General features: G+C 57.0%; 15 protein-coding genes. 6 read left to right on the top strand and 9 right to left on the bottom strand.

Annotated elements, in window-relative coordinates:
• Positions 1 to 160: 160 nt before the first annotated feature.
• From AC13E3_RS02150 to AC13E3_RS02170, 5 genes are all read right to left on the bottom strand, one after another.
• The gene (locus tag AC13E3_RS02150; RefSeq protein ID WP_405419084.1) at positions 161 to 367 is read right to left on the bottom strand and encodes a hypothetical protein; all 207 of its coding nucleotides are present in this window, start codon (positions 365 to 367) and stop codon (positions 161 to 163) included.
• 105 nt (positions 368 to 472) lie between these two features.
• Positions 473 to 1,663, bottom strand: coding sequence for a formate-dependent phosphoribosylglycinamide formyltransferase (gene purT, locus AC13E3_RS02155; RefSeq protein ID WP_008171482.1), 1,191 nt, complete (start codon positions 1,661 to 1,663; stop codon positions 473 to 475).
• Between the two features lie 18 nt (positions 1,664 to 1,681).
• A complete protein-coding gene (locus AC13E3_RS02160; protein ID WP_008171481.1) occupies positions 1,682 to 1,870 on the bottom strand; it encodes a DUF1289 domain-containing protein in 189 nt (62 codons plus the stop codon).
• Positions 1,867 to 2,400: a gamma carbonic anhydrase family protein gene (locus AC13E3_RS02165; RefSeq protein WP_008171478.1), complete on the bottom strand. Its 534-nt coding sequence runs from the start codon at positions 2,398 to 2,400 to the stop codon at positions 1,867 to 1,869. Before AC13E3_RS02165 ends, AC13E3_RS02160 begins: the two co-directional genes overlap by 4 nt.
• A 2-nt stretch (positions 2,401 to 2,402) precedes the next feature.
• Positions 2,403 to 2,990 carry an NUDIX hydrolase gene (locus AC13E3_RS02170; RefSeq protein WP_008171474.1) on the bottom strand — a complete coding sequence of 196 codons (588 nt, stop codon included), beginning with the start codon at positions 2,988 to 2,990 and terminating at the stop codon, positions 2,403 to 2,405.
• 97 nt (positions 2,991 to 3,087) lie between these two features.
• On the opposite strand from AC13E3_RS02170, the gene AC13E3_RS02175 reads away from it, so the two are divergent.
• Positions 3,088 to 3,639, top strand: a complete 552-nt coding sequence (locus AC13E3_RS02175; RefSeq protein ID WP_008171471.1) for an NUDIX hydrolase — start codon at positions 3,088 to 3,090, stop codon at positions 3,637 to 3,639.
• A 9-nt stretch (positions 3,640 to 3,648) separates the two neighbouring features.
• Here the strand turns inward: AC13E3_RS02175 and AC13E3_RS02180 are convergent, their stop codons facing one another.
• Together AC13E3_RS02180 and purL are read right to left on the bottom strand one after the other, a co-directional pair.
• The gene (locus tag AC13E3_RS02180) at positions 3,649 to 3,960 is read right to left on the bottom strand and encodes a YqfO family protein (protein ID WP_053114894.1); all 312 of its coding nucleotides are present in this window, start codon (positions 3,958 to 3,960) and stop codon (positions 3,649 to 3,651) included.
• 416 nt (positions 3,961 to 4,376) lie between these two features.
• Entirely contained in the window at positions 4,377 to 8,282 is a 3,906-nt protein-coding gene (gene purL, locus AC13E3_RS02185; protein ID WP_288365852.1) for a phosphoribosylformylglycinamidine synthase, read from the bottom strand.
• A 275-nt stretch (positions 8,283 to 8,557) separates the two neighbouring features.
• Between purL and mltF the strand changes: the two genes are divergently transcribed.
• Positions 8,558 to 10,078, top strand: a complete 1,521-nt coding sequence (gene mltF, locus AC13E3_RS02190; protein WP_104272199.1) for a membrane-bound lytic murein transglycosylase MltF — start codon at positions 8,558 to 8,560, stop codon at positions 10,076 to 10,078.
• Positions 10,079 to 10,097: 19 nt separating this feature from the next.
• On the opposite strand, the gene AC13E3_RS02195 is transcribed toward mltF, so the two are convergent.
• Entirely contained in the window at positions 10,098 to 10,568 is a 471-nt protein-coding gene (locus AC13E3_RS02195; protein WP_053114891.1) for a regulatory protein RecX, read from the bottom strand.
• Positions 10,569 to 10,746: 178 nt separating this feature from the next.
• On the opposite strand from AC13E3_RS02195, the gene AC13E3_RS02200 reads away from it, so the two are divergent.
• Positions 10,747 to 13,212 carry a DUF349 domain-containing protein gene (locus AC13E3_RS02200; RefSeq protein WP_273155976.1) on the top strand — a complete coding sequence of 822 codons (2,466 nt, stop codon included), beginning with the start codon at positions 10,747 to 10,749 and terminating at the stop codon, positions 13,210 to 13,212.
• A 13-nt stretch (positions 13,213 to 13,225) separates the two neighbouring features.
• Here the strand turns inward: AC13E3_RS02200 and AC13E3_RS02205 are convergent, their stop codons facing one another.
• Positions 13,226 to 13,489: a late competence development ComFB family protein gene (locus AC13E3_RS02205; protein WP_008171465.1), complete on the bottom strand. Its 264-nt coding sequence runs from the start codon at positions 13,487 to 13,489 to the stop codon at positions 13,226 to 13,228.
• Positions 13,490 to 13,677: 188 nt separating this feature from the next.
• Here AC13E3_RS02205 and AC13E3_RS02210 point away from each other — a divergent pair, with 188 nt between their 5' ends.
• The 3 genes from AC13E3_RS02210 (at position 13,678) to AC13E3_RS02220 (ending at position 19,498) form a co-directional block, all read left to right on the top strand.
• The gene (locus tag AC13E3_RS02210) at positions 13,678 to 14,886 is read left to right on the top strand and encodes an acetyl-CoA C-acetyltransferase (protein WP_092034067.1); all 1,209 of its coding nucleotides are present in this window, start codon (positions 13,678 to 13,680) and stop codon (positions 14,884 to 14,886) included.
• Positions 14,887 to 14,915: 29 nt separating this feature from the next.
• Positions 14,916 to 17,066 (top strand): 3-hydroxyacyl-CoA dehydrogenase NAD-binding domain-containing protein, encoded by a 2,151-nt coding sequence (locus tag AC13E3_RS02215; protein WP_008171463.1) that lies wholly within the window; start codon positions 14,916 to 14,918, stop codon positions 17,064 to 17,066.
• Positions 17,067 to 17,314: 248 nt separating this feature from the next.
• Positions 17,315 to 19,498, top strand: coding sequence for a carboxy terminal-processing peptidase (locus AC13E3_RS02220; RefSeq protein WP_104272204.1), 2,184 nt, complete (start codon positions 17,315 to 17,317; stop codon positions 19,496 to 19,498).
• Positions 19,499 to 19,504: the final 6 nt, after the last annotated feature.

Genomic DNA, 19,504 nt, shown 5'->3' on the forward strand with positions numbered 1-19,504 from the left:
ACAAAACTCAATTTCGACGAGTCACTGTCCTGATATTTCATATCCGAAATACCTCGGCCAGCGCCCACACGAATTACTTGGTCAACTTTTTAAAGAGCGTTTGAGCTGTTGCTCAATCAAGGCCGCGTATTCTACATCGTAACGCCGCCTTGTCAACCGTTTATTTTTCGATGTTTTCCGTCTCCGGAAAGCGCCGAAAAATGACCCGGCTTACTGCTTGTTTCGAGGCGCGCATTCTACAGTGAATCGCTTGCCTGTCAACTGCTTTCTGAAGAACTTTGAAACTCATTTTCTTCAGCGCTTTCAAACAGTTATCTTTCGATTTCTGAGCCGCCTCAGCGGTGCCCCCCTCGAAAGAGATGCGCATTCTACAGACCTGCCTGAAGGTGTCAACGGTTCGTTCCGAATTTTTTCGGAAATCGTCATCAAACCTTCATAAGCCTGGCTGATCAGAGCCAGGCCTGGGTGAACCTCACAGTTCAACGGTAATCGAATTTGCCGAGTCGCGAGCTTTCTTGCGCGCTTCATCCACCGTTGCGCCCTTCGCCAGGGCAACGCCCATTCGACGGCGCCCCTTCAACTCGGGCTTGCCGAACAAACGCAATTGAGTATCCGGCTCGGAAAGCGCTGTCTCAAGACCGGAATACGATACGGACGCCGAATCGCCCTCAGGAAGAATCACGGCTGATGCCGAGGGACCAGTCTGCCGTATCGCGGGAATGGGCAAACCCAGAATGGCTCGGGCATGCAGAGCAAATTCGGACAGGTCCTGTGAGACCAACGTAACCAGGCCAGTATCGTGCGGACGCGGCGAAACCTCGGAGAACCAGACATTGTCTTCCTTAACAAACAGCTCCACACCGTAGATGCCATAGCCACCGAGGTTTTCGACCACAGCGCGGGCAACTTCGGCCGAACGCTCGTAGGCCAGCGGGGCCATTGGCTGTGGTTGCCAGGATTCCCGATAGTCTCCATCTTCCTGCCTGTGCCCGATGGGCTCACAAAAAGATACGCCATCACGGTGCTTGACGGTGAGCAGGGTAATCTCATAGTCAAAGTCCACAAAGCCTTCGACAATCACCCTTCCCTTACCGGCACGCCCGCCAGACTGGGCATATTCCCAGGCCGCTTCAATATCATCCTCGGTCTTGACGGTACTCTGCCCCTTGCCCGACGAGCTCATGACCGGCTTTACCACAAGTGGCAGGCCTATTTCGTTCACGGCGGCAAGGTATTCTTCCCGGGTACCCGCAAAGCGGTAGGGTGAGGTAGGCAGCCCGAGCTCTTCAGCCGCGAGCCTCCGGATTCCTTCACGGTTCATGGTGAGGTTCACCGCTCTGGCGGTGGGGATGACGCGATAGCCTTCCTCTTCGAGCTTTACCAACTCCGGCGTGGCAATCGCTTCAATCTCCGGAACAATCAGATCCGGCTTTTCCTGTTCGATAACACTGCGCAGGCTGGCGCCGTCCAGCATGTCGATGACATGGCTCCGATGCGCCACCTGCATGGCAGGCGCATCCGCATATCTGTCGACAGCGATCACTTCGACGCCATAGCGCTGAAGTTCAATGACAACTTCCTTGCCAAGCTCACCGGATCCACAAAACAAAACCCTGAAGGCATTACCTTTAAGGGGAGTACCAATTCGAACTGAGTCAGTCATGATTTACCAACACCTATGTTAGCCGTGAATCAGGGAACCTTTTTCGCGCTCCGCCACTTTCCGGAGCACCTCGCGCCGTTCGTCGTCATCCATCCTGGTCCAGAGGGTGATCTCATCCCCACTTCGATGGCAGCCCACACAGATGTCATTTTCATCAAGCGCGCAGATGCTTACGCAGGGCGATCGGACCTTGTCAGCAACACTCATTTTTTCGGCTCGCAGGGCTTGAGCTCATCGGCGTAGCGAGCAGCATTCTGAACATAGTGCTGCGCACTCATTTCCAGCATCTTCTTCTGGCTATCGTTGAGCTCCCGCTTGATCTTGCCCGGCGAACCGACAACCATGGAGCCGTCAGGCACCTCCATTCCTTCGGGAATGAGAGCATTGGCGCCAATCAGGCAGTGCTTGCCAATCTTTGCTCCGTTCAGAACCACAGCATTTATGCCAATTAAAGAGTAGTCACCAATCTCGCACCCATGGAGCATTACCTTGTGACCAACCGTTACACCCTTACCCAGAGTAAGAGGCATACCCGGGTCTGTATGCAGTACCGAACCGTCCTGAACATTTGTTTCAGGCCCAATGGTGATCCACTCGTTGTCACCACGTAGAACGGCATTGAACCAGACGCTGGCCTTATCCATCAGCCGGACACGGCCTATCACCGACGCGTTCTCGGCCACAAAGTGACCCTCACCTTCCAGTTCCGGCGTTCGGTCATTCAACTGGTAAAACATTCTCAGCCTCCTTCAGGCGGTTCAAGCAGATCGATTCCGGCATCGTACACAGCGTTCAGGAAGTCAACCAGAACCACTGCCGACAGGCCCCAGATCTCGTAGCGTTCCCAACGGTAGCAGGGTACGTAAAACGTATGGTTCAGGAAATCCAGAGCATCTGTGCGCTCCCGCCTGTCTTCCAGAAAAAACGATAGAGGCACGCGGAATACACTTTCGATTTCATGGGGGTTTGGCTCCAAAGGATGATCTCCGGGAATCACACCAACGTAAGGTGTAACTAGAATTCCGTAGCGGGACATCACCTGACTGAGCGGCGCAATTAGTTGTACTTGATCCGGCGGCAATCCGATCTCTTCATGGGTTTCACGTAACGCCGTTGCTGCCAGAGACGGATCTTCCGAATCCCTTTTGCCGCCGGGATAGGCGACCTGCCCGCGATGGGTGCTCAGATTCTCGGACCTGAGCGTAAAGATCATCTCCGGGTTTTTCAGATCGTCGGTTACCGGAACCAGTATGCCTGCCTCAGGATAATCCAGGGCCAACTGGCGCGGTGCATAGCCGGCCAGGCGCTCGGCAAGTAAATCACGCAATGTTCATCTCCACGGTACATCCGGAGGTTGGATGAGACAGAGGCAGCCGGGATCGTTAAACTGACTACCAAACCAATTTAAGTATACGGGGAAAATCATGAAGTACTGCAGCACATGCGGCCATCCGGTTGAACAACGCATCCCCGAAGGCGATAACCGTCACCGCTATGTCTGTGTCAGCTGCGATACCATACATTACCAGAACCCACGCATTGTCGCCGGCACGGTGCCCGTGTGGGAGGGCCAGATACTGCTGTGTCGCCGCGCTATCGAACCTCGCTATGGTTACTGGACGCTGCCTGCGGGTTTCATGGAGAACGCCGAAACCACCATCGAGGCCGCGGAGCGGGAAACGATGGAAGAGGCGCTTGCAGAGGTTAACATTGAAGGCCTCTATTCCATCATCGACGTCCCGCACATCAATCAGGTTCACATGTTCTACCGGGCCACACTGAAAGACGGTCAGTTTGGTGCAGGTGAGGAGTCCCTCGAATCCAGACTGTTCGGCCTGGACGAGATTCCCTGGGAAGAAATCTCGTTCCCGACCGTCAAGCGAACCCTGGAACTTTTCCTGTCTGACTACAGCCGCGAATCCTTCGGGGTTCACGTGAGTGATATCCGCCACCCCATGGCGAAAGACCGCAAGTAGCGCGGGCGACTACAATTCCTCCATTCGATAGATTTCGTAAGCGGGCTCCTCGTATGGGTGGGCCTGCTTGAGTGCCGCGAGAGCATCCTTTATCAGCTCGTCGGCGCAAACCAGCTCAACCTTGTATTCATCCACCGCTTCAATCTCCCCGGCATGACCGAGAAACGGATCGCTTCCTTCAAGCGGACGAAACTGCCCTCTTCCAAGACATTGCCAGGCACAGGAATCGTAATCACCGATTCGACCGGCGCCGGCATCGAACAATGCCTGTTTGGTTTTTTCGACGTGAGTCTCCGGAACGAAATAACACATCTTGTACATCGAAAAACCTCCTTCAGGTCGGATATTTTTTGTACAGATTAATAGCTTAGATACTTACCCACAGAATCTGTGGATAACTCTGGGGAAAGTTTTTGGGAACACGCCCTCAAACCCCGTAATCACTGCACTTCCGTTAAATTGGCGACAAAATCACCTGATTCATTTATTCTATATTTTTCAATTGGTTATGACTTTTGAGCAAAAGTTGAACCAAATTCCCGCTCTTTGTGCACAGAACAAACAGGGAGGCACCAGCAATGTGCATAAAAATACTGAGTCAAGGGGATTTTTGCCATTTTTGCCGATTTTTTCCCTTGAAAAACGCCCAAAAAAAGGGCGCAAAACAAAAAAGCCGGCTTTGGAATAAACACTCATGTTGAGCGCACCCAAAACCGGCTTGTCACTGGAACGGAAAATCAGCCGAACCAGCGTCTCGCATTTCGGAACATGCGAATCCAGGAACCATCTTCCTGCCATTCTGAGGGGCGCCAGGAATGCTGGACAGCCCTGAACACTCGCTCGGGATGCGGCATCATGATGGTGACCCTGCCATCGCGCGTCGTCACACCAGTAATACCGGCTTCGGATCCATTCGGGTTGTAGGGATAGCGTACGGTCGCCTGCCCCCGATTATCCACATAGCGCAGCGCCACCAACTCGTTCTCGGAGAGAGCTTCTGCCGAGGTGCCGCTGGCAAACTCAACCCTGCCCTCGCCGTGAGCAACGGCAATCGGCATACGGGAACCGGCCATGCCATCCATGAACGCCGACGGTGACGGCATCACCTCAGCCATAACCAGGCGCGCCTCAAACTGCTCGGACTGGTTGCGTACGAAACGTGGCCAGCCCTCACTTCCCGGAATCAGTTCGTGAAGATTGGAGAGCATCTGACAGCCATTGCACACACCCAGCGCCAGCGTGTCCTGGCGATTAAAGAACGCCGCAAACTGGTCCCTGACGCGATCGCTGAACAGAATCGACTTGGCCCAACCCTCGCCAGCGCCCAGAACGTCACCGTAGGAGAAACCGCCACAGGCAACCAGGCTGTTAAAGCCTTCCAGCGTAACCCGGCCGGAGAGCAGATCGCTCATATGCACGTCGACAGAATCGAAGCCGGCACGGTCGAATGCGGCTGCCATCTCAACCTGACCATTGACACCCTGCTCCCGCAGAACCGCAACTTTTGGACGGGCTCCCTTGTTGATATAAGGGGCAGCCACGTCGTCGTTGATGTCGTAAGAGAGTTCGGCGTGGAGACCGGGATCCTCTGCGTCAAGCAGGTTATCGAATTCTTCACGAGCGCAATCGGCGTTATCCCGGAGCGACTGAACACGGTAACTGGTCTCGGACCACAGGCGCTGGAGCTCCACCCGGGATTCATCCACCACAGTGCTACCTTCGAAGGTCAGGCGAAGGTTGTCAGTATCATTCGGGCTACCGATAACACTGATGTAATCCCCAAGACCCGCGGCAGAGAACTGCTGCAGGACAAAACCGGTGTCTTCCCTGCGTACCTGGATGACGGCACCCAGCTCTTCATTAAAAAGTTCCCGGGCAAACTGACTGCGATCCTCGGCGAGGCCATCCAGCTTGATATCAACCCCACAGTGGCCGGCGAAACACATTTCAGCAAGGGTGACGAACAGGCCGCCGTCTGAACGATCGTGATAGGCCAGGAGCTTACCGTCGCTGTTCAGACCCTGAATAACCGCAAAGAAAGCCTTGATGTCCTCCGGGTCATCCAGATCCGGTGCAACTGCACCGACCTGACGGTAAACCTGAGCCAGAGCGGAGCCCCCGAGGCGGTTCTGGCCAGCAGCAAGATCCACGAGGATCAGATCTGTCTCGCCAGCATCCTTGACCAGCTGGGGAGTCAGCGTCCTTGCAACATCAATAACCGGTGCAAAACCACTGACAATCAATGAAAGCGGTGCAGTCACGCTTTTCTGTTCGCCGCTGTCTTCTTCCCACATGGTCTTCATGGACATGGAGTCCTTGCCCACGGGGATCGTGATTCCAAGCTCCGGGCACAATTCCATGCCTACGGCGCGAACGGTCTCGTAGAGATTCTCATCTTCACCCGGGTGGCCAGCAGCGGCCATCCAGTTTGCAGAGAGCCGGATATCGGCCAACTTGCCGATCGGCGCTGCCGCCATATTGGTAATCACTTCACCGACGGCCATGCGACCGGACGCGGGCGCATCGATCGTGGCGACCGGCGTGCGCTCGCCCATGGCCATTGCTTCACCGGTGCGAACATCGAAGGAGGTGGCCGTCACAGCCACATCAGCCACCGGAACCTGCCAGGGCCCAACCATCTGATCCCGAGCAACCAGGCCGGTAATGGTCCGGTCACCAATGGTGATCAAAAAGCTCTTGGAGCCAACAGACGGCAGACGCAGAACGCGGCGAATGGCATCATCCAGATCGATTTTGGTGGAGTCGAAAATGGGCTTCGTAAAGGAAGCGCGGCTGACACTCCGATGCATGCGCGGCGGTTTGCCGAACAGCACTTCCATCGGCAGATCAACCGGCTTGTCGTCGAAGTAGGAATCGCCCAATTCCAGATGATGAGCTTCTGTCGCCTCGCCTATCACGGCATAGGGGCAGCGCTCGCGGCGGCACAGGGCGTCAAATTGCTCCAGGTTTTCCGGAGCCACTGCCATCACATACCGTTCCTGGGATTCGTTACACCAGATTTCCAGCGGAGACATTCCCGGCTCGTCACTGGGAATGTCGCGAAGCTCGAATTTACCGCCGCGACCGCCATCTTTGACAAGCTCAGGCATAGCGTTGGACAGACCACCGGCGCCCACATCATGGATGAACGCAATAGGGTTCCTGTCGCCCATCTGCCAGCAGCGGTCGATAACTTCCTGACACCGACGCTCCATCTCGGGGTTGTCCCGCTGCACTGACGCAAAGTCCAGATTTTCGTTACTGGAGCCCGAGTCCATGGACGAAGCCGCACCACCGCCCAGACCGATCAGCATGGAGGGCCCACCCAACACGATGAGTTTCGCGCCCACCGGGATATTGCCCTTTTCAACATGCTCCTCACGAATATTGCCAAGACCACCGGCAATCATGATCGGCTTGTGGTAACCGCGGACTTCTTCGCCGGCGGCTCCGGGCACTTTCTCCTCAAAGGTCCGGAAGTAGCCCGCCAGGTTGGGACGTCCGAATTCGTTATTGAATGCCGCGCCACCAATAGGCCCTTCAATCATGATGTCGAGCGGTGAAGCGATGCGTTCAGGTTTGCCGTAGTTGATTTCCCATGGCTGGGGATCGTCCGGCAGATTCAGGTTTGAGACTGTGAAACCAGTCAGACCCGCTTTGGGCTTGGAACCCCGGCCGGTAGCACCTTCGTCGCGAATTTCGCCGCCGGAGCCCGTGGCGGCGCCGGCGGCAGGAGCAATCGCCGTCGGGTGGTTGTGCGTTTCCACCTTCATCAGAATATGGATTTCTTCTTCGTTATATCCGTAGACACCCGTCTCGGGGTCCGGGAAGAAGCGGCCACCACGACTACCCCGAATAACCGAGGCATTGTCCTTGTAGGCCGATAGCACGCCCTCGCTGTTCATTTCGAAGGTATTCCGGATCATGGCGAACAGGGATTTTTCCTGACCCTCGCCGTCAATATCCCAGGACGCGTTGAATATCTTGTGGCGACAATGCTCGGAGTTCGCCTGGGCGAACATCATGAGTTCCACGTCGGTCGGATCCCGTTCAAGATCCGTGAAGGACTTAACCAGGTAGTCAATTTCATCTTCGGCAAGCGCCAGCCCCAGGCGCGAGTTGGCTTCCACCAGGGCATCGCGGCCACCGGCGAGAACTGGCACCCTCCCCAGGAGCCGAGGCTCTTCATGGCTGAACAACAGCTCTGCGCCGCCCATCTCATGAAATACTTTCTGAGTCATGCGGTCATGCAGCAGCGCTGCGATTTTCTCGCGTTGTTCCAGGCCAAGCTTGCGCCCCGAACGAATGTAATAGGCCGTGCCCCGCTCAATCCGATGTATCTGCCGCAAGCCACAGTTCCGGGCGATGTCCGTTGCCTTGCTGGACCAGGGCGAGAGCGTGCCGGGGCGAGGCACAACCAGGAAAAGCACGCCGTCAGGCTCTTCCACCGGCACACTCGGGCCATAGGTCAGGAGCCGGTCCAGAATAGCTTGCTCCGCGTCCGAGAGGTCTGCCTCCAGGTCAACAAAGTGCATGAACTCAGCATAAACATGCTCGATTTCAGGCACGATATCCTGAATCCGGGAATGCAATTTGCGGGAGCGGAATGGCGAGAGCGCGGGAGCGCCGCGAAGTTCAAGCATGATATCAACCTGTATCGCGCGAAACGGGGAAGTCTGGGTGCAATTTGAAAGGCCGACATGATACTCGAAAGCGGGGTCAGGATACAGCGCTTGAGGCGTTAATCCCGGGCTGTACAATTAACATTGTTTTGCACATTAATTAACCAGCTTTATTGACCAGGCCTCCGACACCAAGGATCATTGAATGTGTGGAAAGGAATTCCACGCTCAGGATAGACAAGGTTGCGTGGCTTTATGCGACGCTACAACCAGATGATCCAGCAGTGACGGAGTCCATGGACTTGCCAAAGATATTTGCTGCTTTCAAAAGCGCATCCGCCGGGATTGTTTTCTTCCTCGGCACTGCCCTGATACTGACCGGATGCTCACAGCCCAGCACTCTCCAGGAAATCCGTGATGAGGGGGTGCTGCATGTGATTACCCGGACGGCGCCGTCTATCTATGTGGAAAGTGAAGACGGCCCCACCGGCTATGATTACGAACTGGCAAAACTGTTCGCCGAGGAACTTGGCGTAAAGCTCCGGGTCCGCGTTGCCGATAACAACACAGAAATCCTGTCCGTTCTGGAAAAGAACTACGCCCACTTCGGGATGCTCGGGCTCTCCAGGCAACCCCATACTGCCAATCAGTATCGCACCGTAGCGACCGGCATCACCGCCCAGTCGATCCTGGTTTATAACCGCGATGTCGAGCGGCCTGAATCATTACAAGACCTGATCGGGAAAACGGTGCACGTGGTATCCGACAGCAACCACGAGCACCGCCTGAATGAAGCCCGCCGGGAAAACGCAGAGCTTGAATGGGAGGTGCATCCCGGACTGGACGCCGCGGGCGTTCTGTCCCGCGTTGAAAGCGGCGAATTCCCCTACGCAATGGTTTCCTCCAACGAGCTCGACCTTAACCACGTATTCTACCCGATGGTGAAGGAGGCCTTTACCCTTGGAGAACCCGGTGAACTGGCCTGGTTTTTCCCGTCAGCGCAGGATGATTCCCTGGCAAAAGCGGCCCGCCAGTTCCTGGAAAGTCTCGAGACCAACGGAACATTGGCCCAGATTTCCGAGCGCTTCTATGGCCACCTTGATCGACTGAATTACGTGGGTGCCCGAACCTTCATGCATCATGTGGAGAACCGGTTGCCCAAATACGAGTCGCTGTTTCGCGACTATGCCCGCGAGTTCAACATGGACTGGCGACTGCTCGCAGCCATTGGTTACCAGGAGTCCCACTGGCGCCCCAATGCGGTATCGCCCACCGGGGTCCGTGGACTGATGATGCTGACCAGGAACACCGCCAGCCATATCGGCATCAATAACCGCCTGGACGCCGAAGAAAGCATTCAGGGCGGCGCCAAGTATTTCCGGATCGTGCACGAAAAAATCCCGGAACGAATCCCGGAGCCAGACCGCACCTGGTTCGCCCTCGCCTCCTACAACGTGGGTTTCGGGCATCTGGAGGACGCCCGACGACTTACAGAAGGCGCGGGACGAGACCCTGACCGGTGGATGGACGTAAAGGAATTCCTGCCGTTACTGGCCGAGAAGGAATGGTATACCAAGACCCGCTTTGGCTATGCCCGGGGCCACGAACCGGTGATCTACGTCCAGAATATACGGCGCTATTACGATGTACTCGCCCGGCTCAACCAGCCGGGTATCCCGGCGACCGAAGCAGAGGAACAGATCGTACAGATGGAGGAAAGCCGGGCGCCGGAAGGCCGATCAGGCGAGCTGCAAACGGACGGAAAGCTCAGGGCCGGCCTGCCCGCAGAACTGGGCATGATACCGCCAACCCTTTGAAGAATCTGACTTCCGCCGGCTATTCGCTACGAGCCTCGAGCGCGCGCTCCACCTGACTGGCGGAAAAGCCCCTACGATTCAGAAAACGCGCCTGCCGCACTTTTTCGTCCCAGTCGTCACTCAGATCCGCCAGGCCAAAACGCTTATCGCGGATACCGATAGCTCGCTGACACCAATCCTCCTCCGCCATCTCGGCAACACACTCCGGAGTCTTGTGGACCCCGCGCTGCTGAAGTTCGCCAAGAATCCGTAGCGGTCCGTAACCAAGGTCCATTCTTTGGCGGGCGTAGACGTCAGCAAACCGATCATCGTCTAGCCAACCCTCTTTCTCGTAATCATCCAGAACAGCGTTAATAATGTCGCCCGGCAGCTTTCTTTGGCGGAGTTTAAGGCTTAACTCGAGGCGACTGTGCTCGCGCCTGGCAAGCAACCTGAGTGCCGTTGCCCGGGCCTTGTAATCCTGATCGTTGTCATTTTCCTGTTTTGCCATACAGACCCTTTCCGCACACGCATACAAAACGCTAGACTAGCCGCGAATTTTTCCTGCTGGCCAGCACCTCAGGCTGACCAGTCAAACTACCCGGTATCCCTGACCGGATGCCGACGGCCGGTGGCGGCACAACTTTGCCCGACACCGTGAACTGGTTTCAACACCCAAGGATACTCTTATGGCCGCGTTCATCCAGAAACTGTTCAAATCCCGCAAGACAACCGAGGCAACGCCAAAACAGCGGAAAGCCACCCAGCCAGAGCCTGTCGAACAGGAAGATACCCGGACTGACCGGAGGGAAGAACAGCTCAAAACACTGGAGAGCGCACCATCCCAGGATGTCCTGGCCAAGCTTGCCATTGAGGGCGTTACCGCGGATATCCGGCAGTCCGCTGCAGGCAGACTGACCGACGAAGCCAGCCTGCAGGACGTGCAGAAACAGGCCAAAGGCCGTGACAAAGGTGTCTACCAGATCGTTAAACTGGCACTGCAGCAGCGGCGCGAAGAACAGGCCCGGCTGGACAGCATCAGCCAGACCATCGCTACCCTTACCCGCCACGCGCAGGATCAGGCGAAGAGTGACGATACCAAGCTTTATGGGGCCCGGCTCGATGCCCTGCTGAAACAATGGACAGAGGTGGAAACACACGCCTCACCGGAACAGGCCCAGGCCTTTCTCGAAGCGGTTCACCTGTGCAAAGAGCGCATTGCGGCCCTGCAATCTGCGGCGGAAGATGAAAAGCGCCAGCGCGAGCAGAAGCTGCAACGTCAGGAAACCCTGGATCTGCTGACCCGCACACTGGACGAGCTCAAGTCTCAACCGCCTGAAACACTGCCCTCACTGGCGTCCCTGGATGCACTCCAGAAAACCCAGGAAAACCGCTGGCTGGAAGCAACCCGGGATACGGCAGTGGAGAAGCAGGAACAGAAAGCCTACGAAAACGCCATGCTGGCACTGCGCAATTACCTGAGCTCTGTCCGTCGGATTACCCAGGAACGGGAAACCATCGTCGAACTTGGCGCACTGCTCGAGCGCGCAGACGATGCCACCGACGAGCAGCGTGCCCAGGCAAAGACACTGGTTGCCGAGATCAACTGGCCGGAAGGCTATCCCATCCCGGCACTACTGGAGCCATTGCGGAAGCTGGCCGGCAAACGCAAGAAACCGGCAGAGCCCCGAGTTGATCAGGAGCAACAGAAAGCTCTGACGACTCGCCTCGAGGCCGAAATCAGGCAACTGGAGGAGGCTCTGGAGGCCAAACAGCTGAAAGAATCCAAACAGCTCTTCAAAACGGCACAACAGCACTTCCGGGATCTGGACCAGCGCCACGCAAAACCCTATCAGGCGCGCATGCAGCTGCTTACCGGGCAATTGCGTGAACTCTCGGACTGGCAGGGCTTCGCCACGGAACCCAAGCAGATTGCCCTGTGCGAGCAAATGGAATACCTGGCAGAGCAGCCAATGGATCCGGAAGCAAAGGCCGAGCGAATCAAGGAGTTGCAGAATGAGTGGCGCGATCTCGGCGGCTCTTCAGATCGCTCGCTGTGGTCCCGGTTCAAAGCTGCCTCGGACAAGGCTTACGAGCCCTGCAAGGCCTACTTCTCTGCCAAGTCCGGCCTCAAACAGGCCAATCTGGAAAAACGGTCCGCCATTTGCCAGCAGCTCGAAAGCTTCCTGGACAATGCCGACTGGTCTTCCATCGACTGGAAAGCCGCGGAACGAATCCACCAGACCGCTCGCCAGGAGTGGAAAGAGGCCTGGCCAGTGGAATTCCGCGACAATCGGGGCGTTCAAAAGCGCTTCGATGAACTGCTCAAGAGGCTGGAAGCACCCCTGGACGAGGAACGGCGCAAGAACGAAGGCCTGAAACAGACGATCGTGGACAAGGCCCAGGCCCTGGTCGAACACGAGCCGCTTCAGGAGGCCATGAACCAGGCCAAGGCCCTCCAGGGAGACTGGCAAGCCATCGGAATCACCCGCCATCGGGAAGACCGCAAACTATGGCAGGCGTTCCGAAAGGCCTGTGACCAGATCTTTGCCCGCCGTGATGCCGAGCGCTCGGAACAGCAGCAGGCATCACGGGCCGCCGACGAGACGGCGCAAGCAGGCCTGAATCAGGTTTCAGGAATATCCCCGGAAAGTGACGAACAGGCAGTCACTGCGGCCCTGGCGACGCTCAAGGATATTGATGCCGCTACGCTCTCAAAAGGCGTCAGGGAACAGGTCCAGCAAGAAAAGCAGCGGCTGAGCAAGATTCTCTCGGCTCTGAGATTGCAGGCAAAAATGGCTTCCTGGCAGTCTCTGGTGATGGCGGCCACAGCGGGCCAGTCCGGGAGTGAATCAGCGCCTCAGCACTGGGCTGCGCTGGCCGAAACGTCAGACGCCAGCGATCCGGTCGAGCTGGTGATTCGCGCAGAAATCCTTTGCGGCGTGCCCTCCCCCGAAGCCGATCAGCAGCGCCGCATGGAAATCCAGGTTCAGCGCCTTGCCAATGGCATGGGTTCCGCCGACAACAGCACGGATCAAATGCAGGATGTAGAGAAACTGCTGGCAGCCTGGTGCCTGGGTGGCACTGGCAAAAACGCGGACACGGAGCTCGCTGAGCGACTGAACAGGGCCATCGCCAATCTGAACGAGGCCTGAGGCGCCCAGCGGTCTACTCCCGCTGATGTTCCCTGACGAATTCCCTGGCTTCCTTTACGGCGGCCAGGGATTTCTGTTTCATCTCCTTGAGTTCCTCGTCCGCCAGGTAAAACATCATATCGATTGAATGCCGGTAATACCGTGTGGGCAGTCGGTTGAGAGCCACGCACATAACATCGGTCAGATAGTCCGCTGTGTCAGACTCCTCCCGCGTTGCCTCGATGGCATCCACCACCAGCCGCTCGTAGAAATTGTCGATTGCATCTCGCAGAGACATGGCTTCCGCCTCCCGAATTCGTCTGCGGTTTCTAACACCATAGAAGCTAGCCCCCTCCTTGTCATGGTTCATGAGCAATTTCGCCAATGCGATTGGCAGCCCGCGTCATTACCCCCTGCAACCGCAACCGGCTATGGTTGTGTCATCGGTAAATCAAACCCGAAAACAATATGACCAGAGGACAAGCAATGACCACCGAGGCTTATATCTTCGATGCAGTCCGCACCCCCAGGGGGCGCGGAAAAAAAGACGGATCACTTCACAGCGTCAAACCCATCTCGCTGTTGACCACGGTGCTCCATGCGCTGCAGGAGAGGAACAGCCTGGATACCGCCCAGGTGGACGACATTGTGATGGGCTGCGTGACCGCCGTGGGTGACCAGGGTGCGGATATCGCCAAGACGGCAGCGCTGGCCGCTGACTGGGATGAAAAAGTGGCGGGCGTCACCCTGAACCGTTTCTGCGCCTCCGGATTGGAAGCCGTGAATCTGGCGGCCATGAAAGTTCGCTCTGGCTGGGAAGACATGGTGGTTGCCGGCGGCGTGGAGGCCATGTCCCGTGTGCCCATGGGCTCCGACGGCGGAGCCTGGGCCACAGATCCGGAAACCAATCTGCATACCGGTTTCATGCCCCAGGGCATCGGCGCAGACCTGATTGCCACCCTCGAGGGCTTCAGCCGTGAAGACGTTGATGGCTTTGCCGTGAAATCCCAGCAGAAAGCGGCCAATGCCTGGCAGAACGGCTACTTTGCGAAGTCCATCATTCCGATCACTGACCAGAATGGCGTGGTGATCCTTGATCGCGATGAGCATGTGCGTGGCAACACTTCCCTGGAAAGCCTTTCCGGCCTGAAACCCTCCTTCCAGATGATGGGCGAGATGGGCTTCGACGGTGTCGCCCGGGAGAAATACCACTACGTGGAGAAGATTAACCACGTTCATCATGCCGGCAACTCCTCAGGTATCGTCGACGGTGCCACCGCCATGCTCATCGGCAGTGAAGCCAAGGGCAAAGCCATGGGGCTGACGCCGCGCGCTCGCATCATCGCCACGGCCGTGACCAGCACAGACCCCACCATCATGCTCACCGGCCCCGCCCCGGCAGCGCGCAAGGCACTGGAAAAGGCGGGCATGACTGCCGATCAGATCGATCTGTTTGAAGTGAACGAGGCCTTCGCCTCTGTGGTTATGCGCTTCCAGCGGGAACTCTCGGTTCCCGGCGAAAAAGTGAACGTGAACGGCGGGGCTATCGCCATGGGCCACCCGCTGGGTGCCACCGGCGCCATGATCCTTGGCACCCTGCTGGATGAGCTGGAGCGGCGCGAGCTGCGCTACGGCCTGGCCACACTGTGCGTCGGTGGCGGCATGGGCATTGCCACCATCATTGAGCGCGTCTGAACCCGTCCACTTTTCCAGGAGAACCAATTATGAGTGCTATTCGTTACGAACTGGGTTCAGACCAGATCCTGACCCTCACCATCGATATGCCCGGCCAGTCCGCCAACACCATGAACGCTGCTTTTCGGGACGCCCTGTCGGAAACCGCCGCAAAAGTGAAGGAAGACCTGGATAACATTCGCGGCATCATCATTGCCTCCGCCAAAAAGACGTTTTTTGCCGGCGGCGACCTGAAAGAACTGCATAAGGTCACGCGCGAAGACGCCGGGACTTTCGAGGATATGGTCAACGGCCTGAAATCGCACATGCGGTTTCTGGAAACCACCGGAAAACCCGTGGTGGCAGCCATCAACGGCTCCGCCCTGGGTGGCGGCCTCGAGATTGCCCTCGCCTGTCATTACCGTGTCGCCATCAATGACGACAGCATTCAACTTGGACTGCCGGAAGTGACTCTGGGCCTGCTGCCAGGTGGCGGCGGCACCCAGCGACTGCCTCGAATGATTGGCCTGGAGGCAGCCTTCCCGTTCCTGATGGAAGGCAAAAAGGTAAATCCGAAAGCTGCGCTCAAGGCCGGCATTATCAACGAACTGGCAGATTCTGCCGACGATATGATCACGAAAGCCCGAGCGTTCATTGAGGCCAACCCGAAATGTCAGCAGCCGTGGGACCAGAAAGGCTTCAGGTTCCCGGGTGGCGCGCCCCACCATCCTGCCATGGCGCAGAAGCTGGCGATCGCTCCGGCCATGCTGAAGCAGAAGACCAAAGGCTGCTATCCGGCCCCGGAGCGCATACTTTCTGCTGCCGTTGAAGGCGCTCAGGTCGATTTCGATAACGGCAGCCTGATCGAGACCCGGTATTTTGCGGAACTGGTGATCGGCCAGGTTGCCAAGAACATGACCGGCACCTTCTGGTTCCAGTTGAACGCCATCAAGGCGGGCGGCAGCCGCCCCGAGGGCGTTGAGAAAGAAACCTTCCGCAAGGTGGGTGTTCTGGGCGCAGGCATGATGGGCGCAGGTATCGCCTATTCAACGGCGACACGGGGTATCGATGTGGTGCTGAAAGACGTCTCCGTTGAAAATGCCGAAAAAGGCAAAAGCTACTCGGAGAACCTGCTCGCCAAGAAGGTCAGCCGTGGCCGAATGACGGAAGAACAGAAGGCAGACATCCTGAGCCGCATCAAGGCCACCGATTCGTCAGACGATCTGGAAGGCTGTGACCTGGTGATCGAGGCGGTCTTCGAGGACAGTGGACTGAAGGCAAAAGTGACCCAGGAAGCGGAACCCAAACTGGTGGCAAACGGGATTTTTGCGTCCAACACCTCAACCATCCCCATTACCCAGCTCGCCGGAGCCTCTGCGAACGCCGAGAACTTCATTGGCCTGCATTTCTTCTCACCGGTCGACAAGATGCAGCTGGTAGAAATCATCGTCGGCGAAAAAACCTCGGATGAAACCCTGGCGCGCTCGTTTGACTACGTTCAGCAGATCGGAAAGATTCCCGTGGTGGTCAACGACAGTCGAGGGTTCTTTACCTCGCGGGTCTTTGGGACCTTCGTCAACGAGGGCATCTGCATGCTTGGCGAAGGTATTCATCCAGCGAGCATTGAAAACGCGGGGGTGCTGGCCGGTATGCCCGTCGGGCCACTGGCGATTTCCGACGAAGTCAGCATGACCCTGATGCAACACATCCGGGATCAGAGCAGGAAGGATACCGAAGCCGCCGGCGGAACCTGGAATCCCCACCCAGCGGAGGCCGTCACTGATGCGATGGTCAACGAACATGGACGCAAGGGCAAGGCTGCGGGCGCGGGCTTCTACGAGTACCCTGCCAACGGCAAGAAACACCTCTGGCCGGAGCTGGAAACTCTGTTCGTGAACGCGGAGAAGGCAAGAACGGTCAAACTGCAGGAGCTGAAAGACCGGATCCTCTTCATTCAGGCCATCGAAACCGTTCGTTGTCTGGAGGAAGGCGTATTGCGAACGGTAGAGGATGCGAATATCGGCAGTATCTTTGGCATTGGCTATGCGCCGTGGACCGGTGGCGCGATTCAGTTCATCAATCAGTATGGCGTGAGAGCATTCACGGAGCGGGCATCGGCGCTCGCCGAGACCTATGGTGAACGCTTTGCACCACCCAGACTGTTGCAGGAAAAGGCGGAAACGAACACACCGTTCGCCTGATTCAGCCTCTGCACGTCTGCTGCCGGGAGGATTTACCGATTCTCCCGGCAGTTTCCCCGTGTGCAACACGCCTCAACCCCGATGATCCCTCAGTTACGAACGTGGCGTCTTCATGGACAGATTGTCACGATCCGATACGCCCTGCCTATGGCATCGGGTGTAGTGCTTGCCTACAATAAATTTAATAAGTCACGGGTAGACACTCCCTCGCAAACCGAGGGGCTACCAACACCGTCGGGTAAGCATTTATGACCATCGCGGAAAGAATTATGGCTCGTCGCTCTTCGGCCGGATCTGTTCGGTTCGGGGTGTGCAAGGCAATGACTGTAGCATTGCTGCTGTCTGCGCCACTGGGGCTTCATGCGAACGTTGAAACTCCAGACGTGTACGAGCCAGTTGCACCGACGATTGATCAGGCGCGAGCCAATATCCTGATCGCCCGTCAACTGCAGTTTACCCACTTCCGGGACCTCGGAATCAGCGATGAACTCTCCGGAGATGTGTTTGATGCCTACCTGGATTACCTCGACGGGCAGAGAATCTATCTTTCGCAGGACGACATTGCGAAGTTCGACAAAATCCGCACTCAACTCGGCTCTGCCCTGAAAACAGGTCAGCTTCAGCCCGGATTCGATATTTACAATCTGGTTCAGCAACGGATTATCGAGCGCCTCCAGTTTGCTCTGGAAACAATCGACAAGGGCATCGACACGCTGGATTTCTCGGCCAACGAAAGTATTCTGGTCGACCGCTCGAAAGCGGACTGGGAATCGAACGCCGAGGCCCTGGACGATCTCTGGGTCAAGCGCATTAAAAATGCGGTGCTGGCTCAGCGCCTGAACGGGGCAGAAGACGAAGCCATCGTTGAAACCCTGCGCCGCCGCTACGAAGGCCAGTTGAAGCGCGCGTACCAGGCCCGCAGTGAAGATGCCTTCCAGGCCTATATGAATGCGTTTACCGGCATGTGGGACCCGCACACGTCCTACTTTTCGCCGCGCACCTCAGAAAACTTCAATATCAACATGAGCCTTTCACTGGAAGGCATCGGTGCTGTGCTTCAGTCGGACAACGAATACACCAAGGTGGTGAGACTGGTACCCGGCGGGCCCGCCTCCAAGCAGGGTCAGCTTGAGCCCGCAGATCGCATTGTTTCTGTCGCACAGGAAGACGAAAAGCCGGTGAATGTGATCGGTTGGCGTCTGGACGAAGTGGTGGATCTGATTCGTGGGCCGCGCAATTCGACCGTCACACTGGAAGTGATTCCGGCCAATGCCTCCGACGAGACCATTACCGAGACCATCGCCATCAAACGCGATGAAGTAAAGCTGGAAGAGCAGAGCGCCAGCAAGGACACCATACGTCTTGAACGTGGTGGCAAGGAATATACGATTGGCGTCATTACCATCCCCACGTTCTATGCGGATTTCCAGGCCATGCAGGCTGGTGACCCGAATTACAAGAGCACGACCCGCGATGTCCGCAACCTGATTGCGGAGCTCGAAGCCGACGGCGTTGACGGCCTGGTGATGGATTTGCGAAACAACGGCGGTGGTGCGCTGCACGAAGCCAATGATCTGGTCGGCCTGTTTATTGACAAGGGCCCCACCGTTCAGATTCGCAACGCCAATAACGATGTGCAGGTACTCAATGACGAGGATCCTTCCGTGGCCTACAACGGGCCTCTGGTGGTACTCACCAACCGCATGAGTGCGTCAGCGTCCGAAATTTTCGCCGGCGCCATCCAGGACTATGGCCGCGGACTGGTTGTCGGTTCCCAGACCTTTGGTAAGGGCACCGTTCAGGCTGTGCGTCCCCTGAACCACGGGCAACTCAAGATCACCCAGTCCAAGTTCTATCGGGTATCCGGCGGCTCCACGCAACACAAAGGGGTTATCCCGGACATCGAGATTCCTTCTCGTATCGACAAGACCCGCATCGGTGAGGACGCCCTGGATCATGCCCTGCCCTGGGACCAGATCGAGGCCGTGCCGCATACACGCTACTTCGATTTCAGCGGCATTATCGATGAGCTTCGCAAGCGGCACGAAGAGCGGTTCTCAACCAACCCTGAGTTCAGCCTGCTGAAGCAGGAGATCGACTTCCTGACCAAACAGCGCGCCACCGACAGCGTCAGCCTCAACCTGGAAGAACGCCGCGCTGAGCACGAACAGATTGAACGCACACGGCTCACGATCGCAAATGCCCGTCGTGAACTGAAAGGCCAGACACCGTTCGAGTCGCTGGAAGACCTTGAAGACTGGCAAGACCAGCAGGCGGCGGACCTGAATTCCACCGATGAGGAGCTGGATTTCGTGATACGGGAAGGTGGACATATCATGGCCGACATGCTGGACCTTGATAACCGCATGGCATCGATCCTGGATCCCCAGCAATTTGCGGCACAGTCTCCGGCCGCCGCAGTGACACGTTGAACAGGC

Source organism: Marinobacter sp. L-80 (assembly GCF_056859395.1).

Coding starts and splice junctions, on each gene's coding strand:
- AC13E3_RS02150 (WP_405419084.1), bottom strand. CDS start 367: ATGCGCATCTCTTTCGAGGGGGGCACCGCTGAGGCGGCTCAGAAATCG.
- purT (WP_008171482.1), bottom strand. CDS start 1,663: ATGACTGACTCAGTTCGAATTGGTACTCCCCTTAAAGGTAATGCCTTC.
- AC13E3_RS02160 (WP_008171481.1), bottom strand. CDS start 1,870: ATGAGTGTTGCTGACAAGGTCCGATCGCCCTGCGTAAGCATCTGCGCG.
- AC13E3_RS02165 (WP_008171478.1), bottom strand. CDS start 2,400: ATGTTTTACCAGTTGAATGACCGAACGCCGGAACTGGAAGGTGAGGGT.
- AC13E3_RS02175 (WP_008171471.1), top strand. CDS start 3,088: ATGAAGTACTGCAGCACATGCGGCCATCCGGTTGAACAACGCATCCCC.
- AC13E3_RS02180 (WP_053114894.1), bottom strand. CDS start 3,960: ATGTACAAGATGTGTTATTTCGTTCCGGAGACTCACGTCGAAAAAACC.
- purL (WP_288365852.1), bottom strand. CDS start 8,282: ATGCTTGAACTTCGCGGCGCTCCCGCGCTCTCGCCATTCCGCTCCCGC.
- mltF (WP_104272199.1), top strand. CDS start 8,558: ATGGACTTGCCAAAGATATTTGCTGCTTTCAAAAGCGCATCCGCCGGG.
- AC13E3_RS02195 (WP_053114891.1), bottom strand. CDS start 10,568: ATGGCAAAACAGGAAAATGACAACGATCAGGATTACAAGGCCCGGGCA.
- AC13E3_RS02200 (WP_273155976.1), top strand. CDS start 10,747: ATGGCCGCGTTCATCCAGAAACTGTTCAAATCCCGCAAGACAACCGAG.
- AC13E3_RS02205 (WP_008171465.1), bottom strand. CDS start 13,489: ATGTCTCTGCGAGATGCAATCGACAATTTCTACGAGCGGCTGGTGGTG.
- AC13E3_RS02210 (WP_092034067.1), top strand. CDS start 13,678: ATGACCACCGAGGCTTATATCTTCGATGCAGTCCGCACCCCCAGGGGG.
- AC13E3_RS02215 (WP_008171463.1), top strand. CDS start 14,916: ATGAGTGCTATTCGTTACGAACTGGGTTCAGACCAGATCCTGACCCTC.
- AC13E3_RS02220 (WP_104272204.1), top strand. CDS start 17,315: ATGACCATCGCGGAAAGAATTATGGCTCGTCGCTCTTCGGCCGGATCT.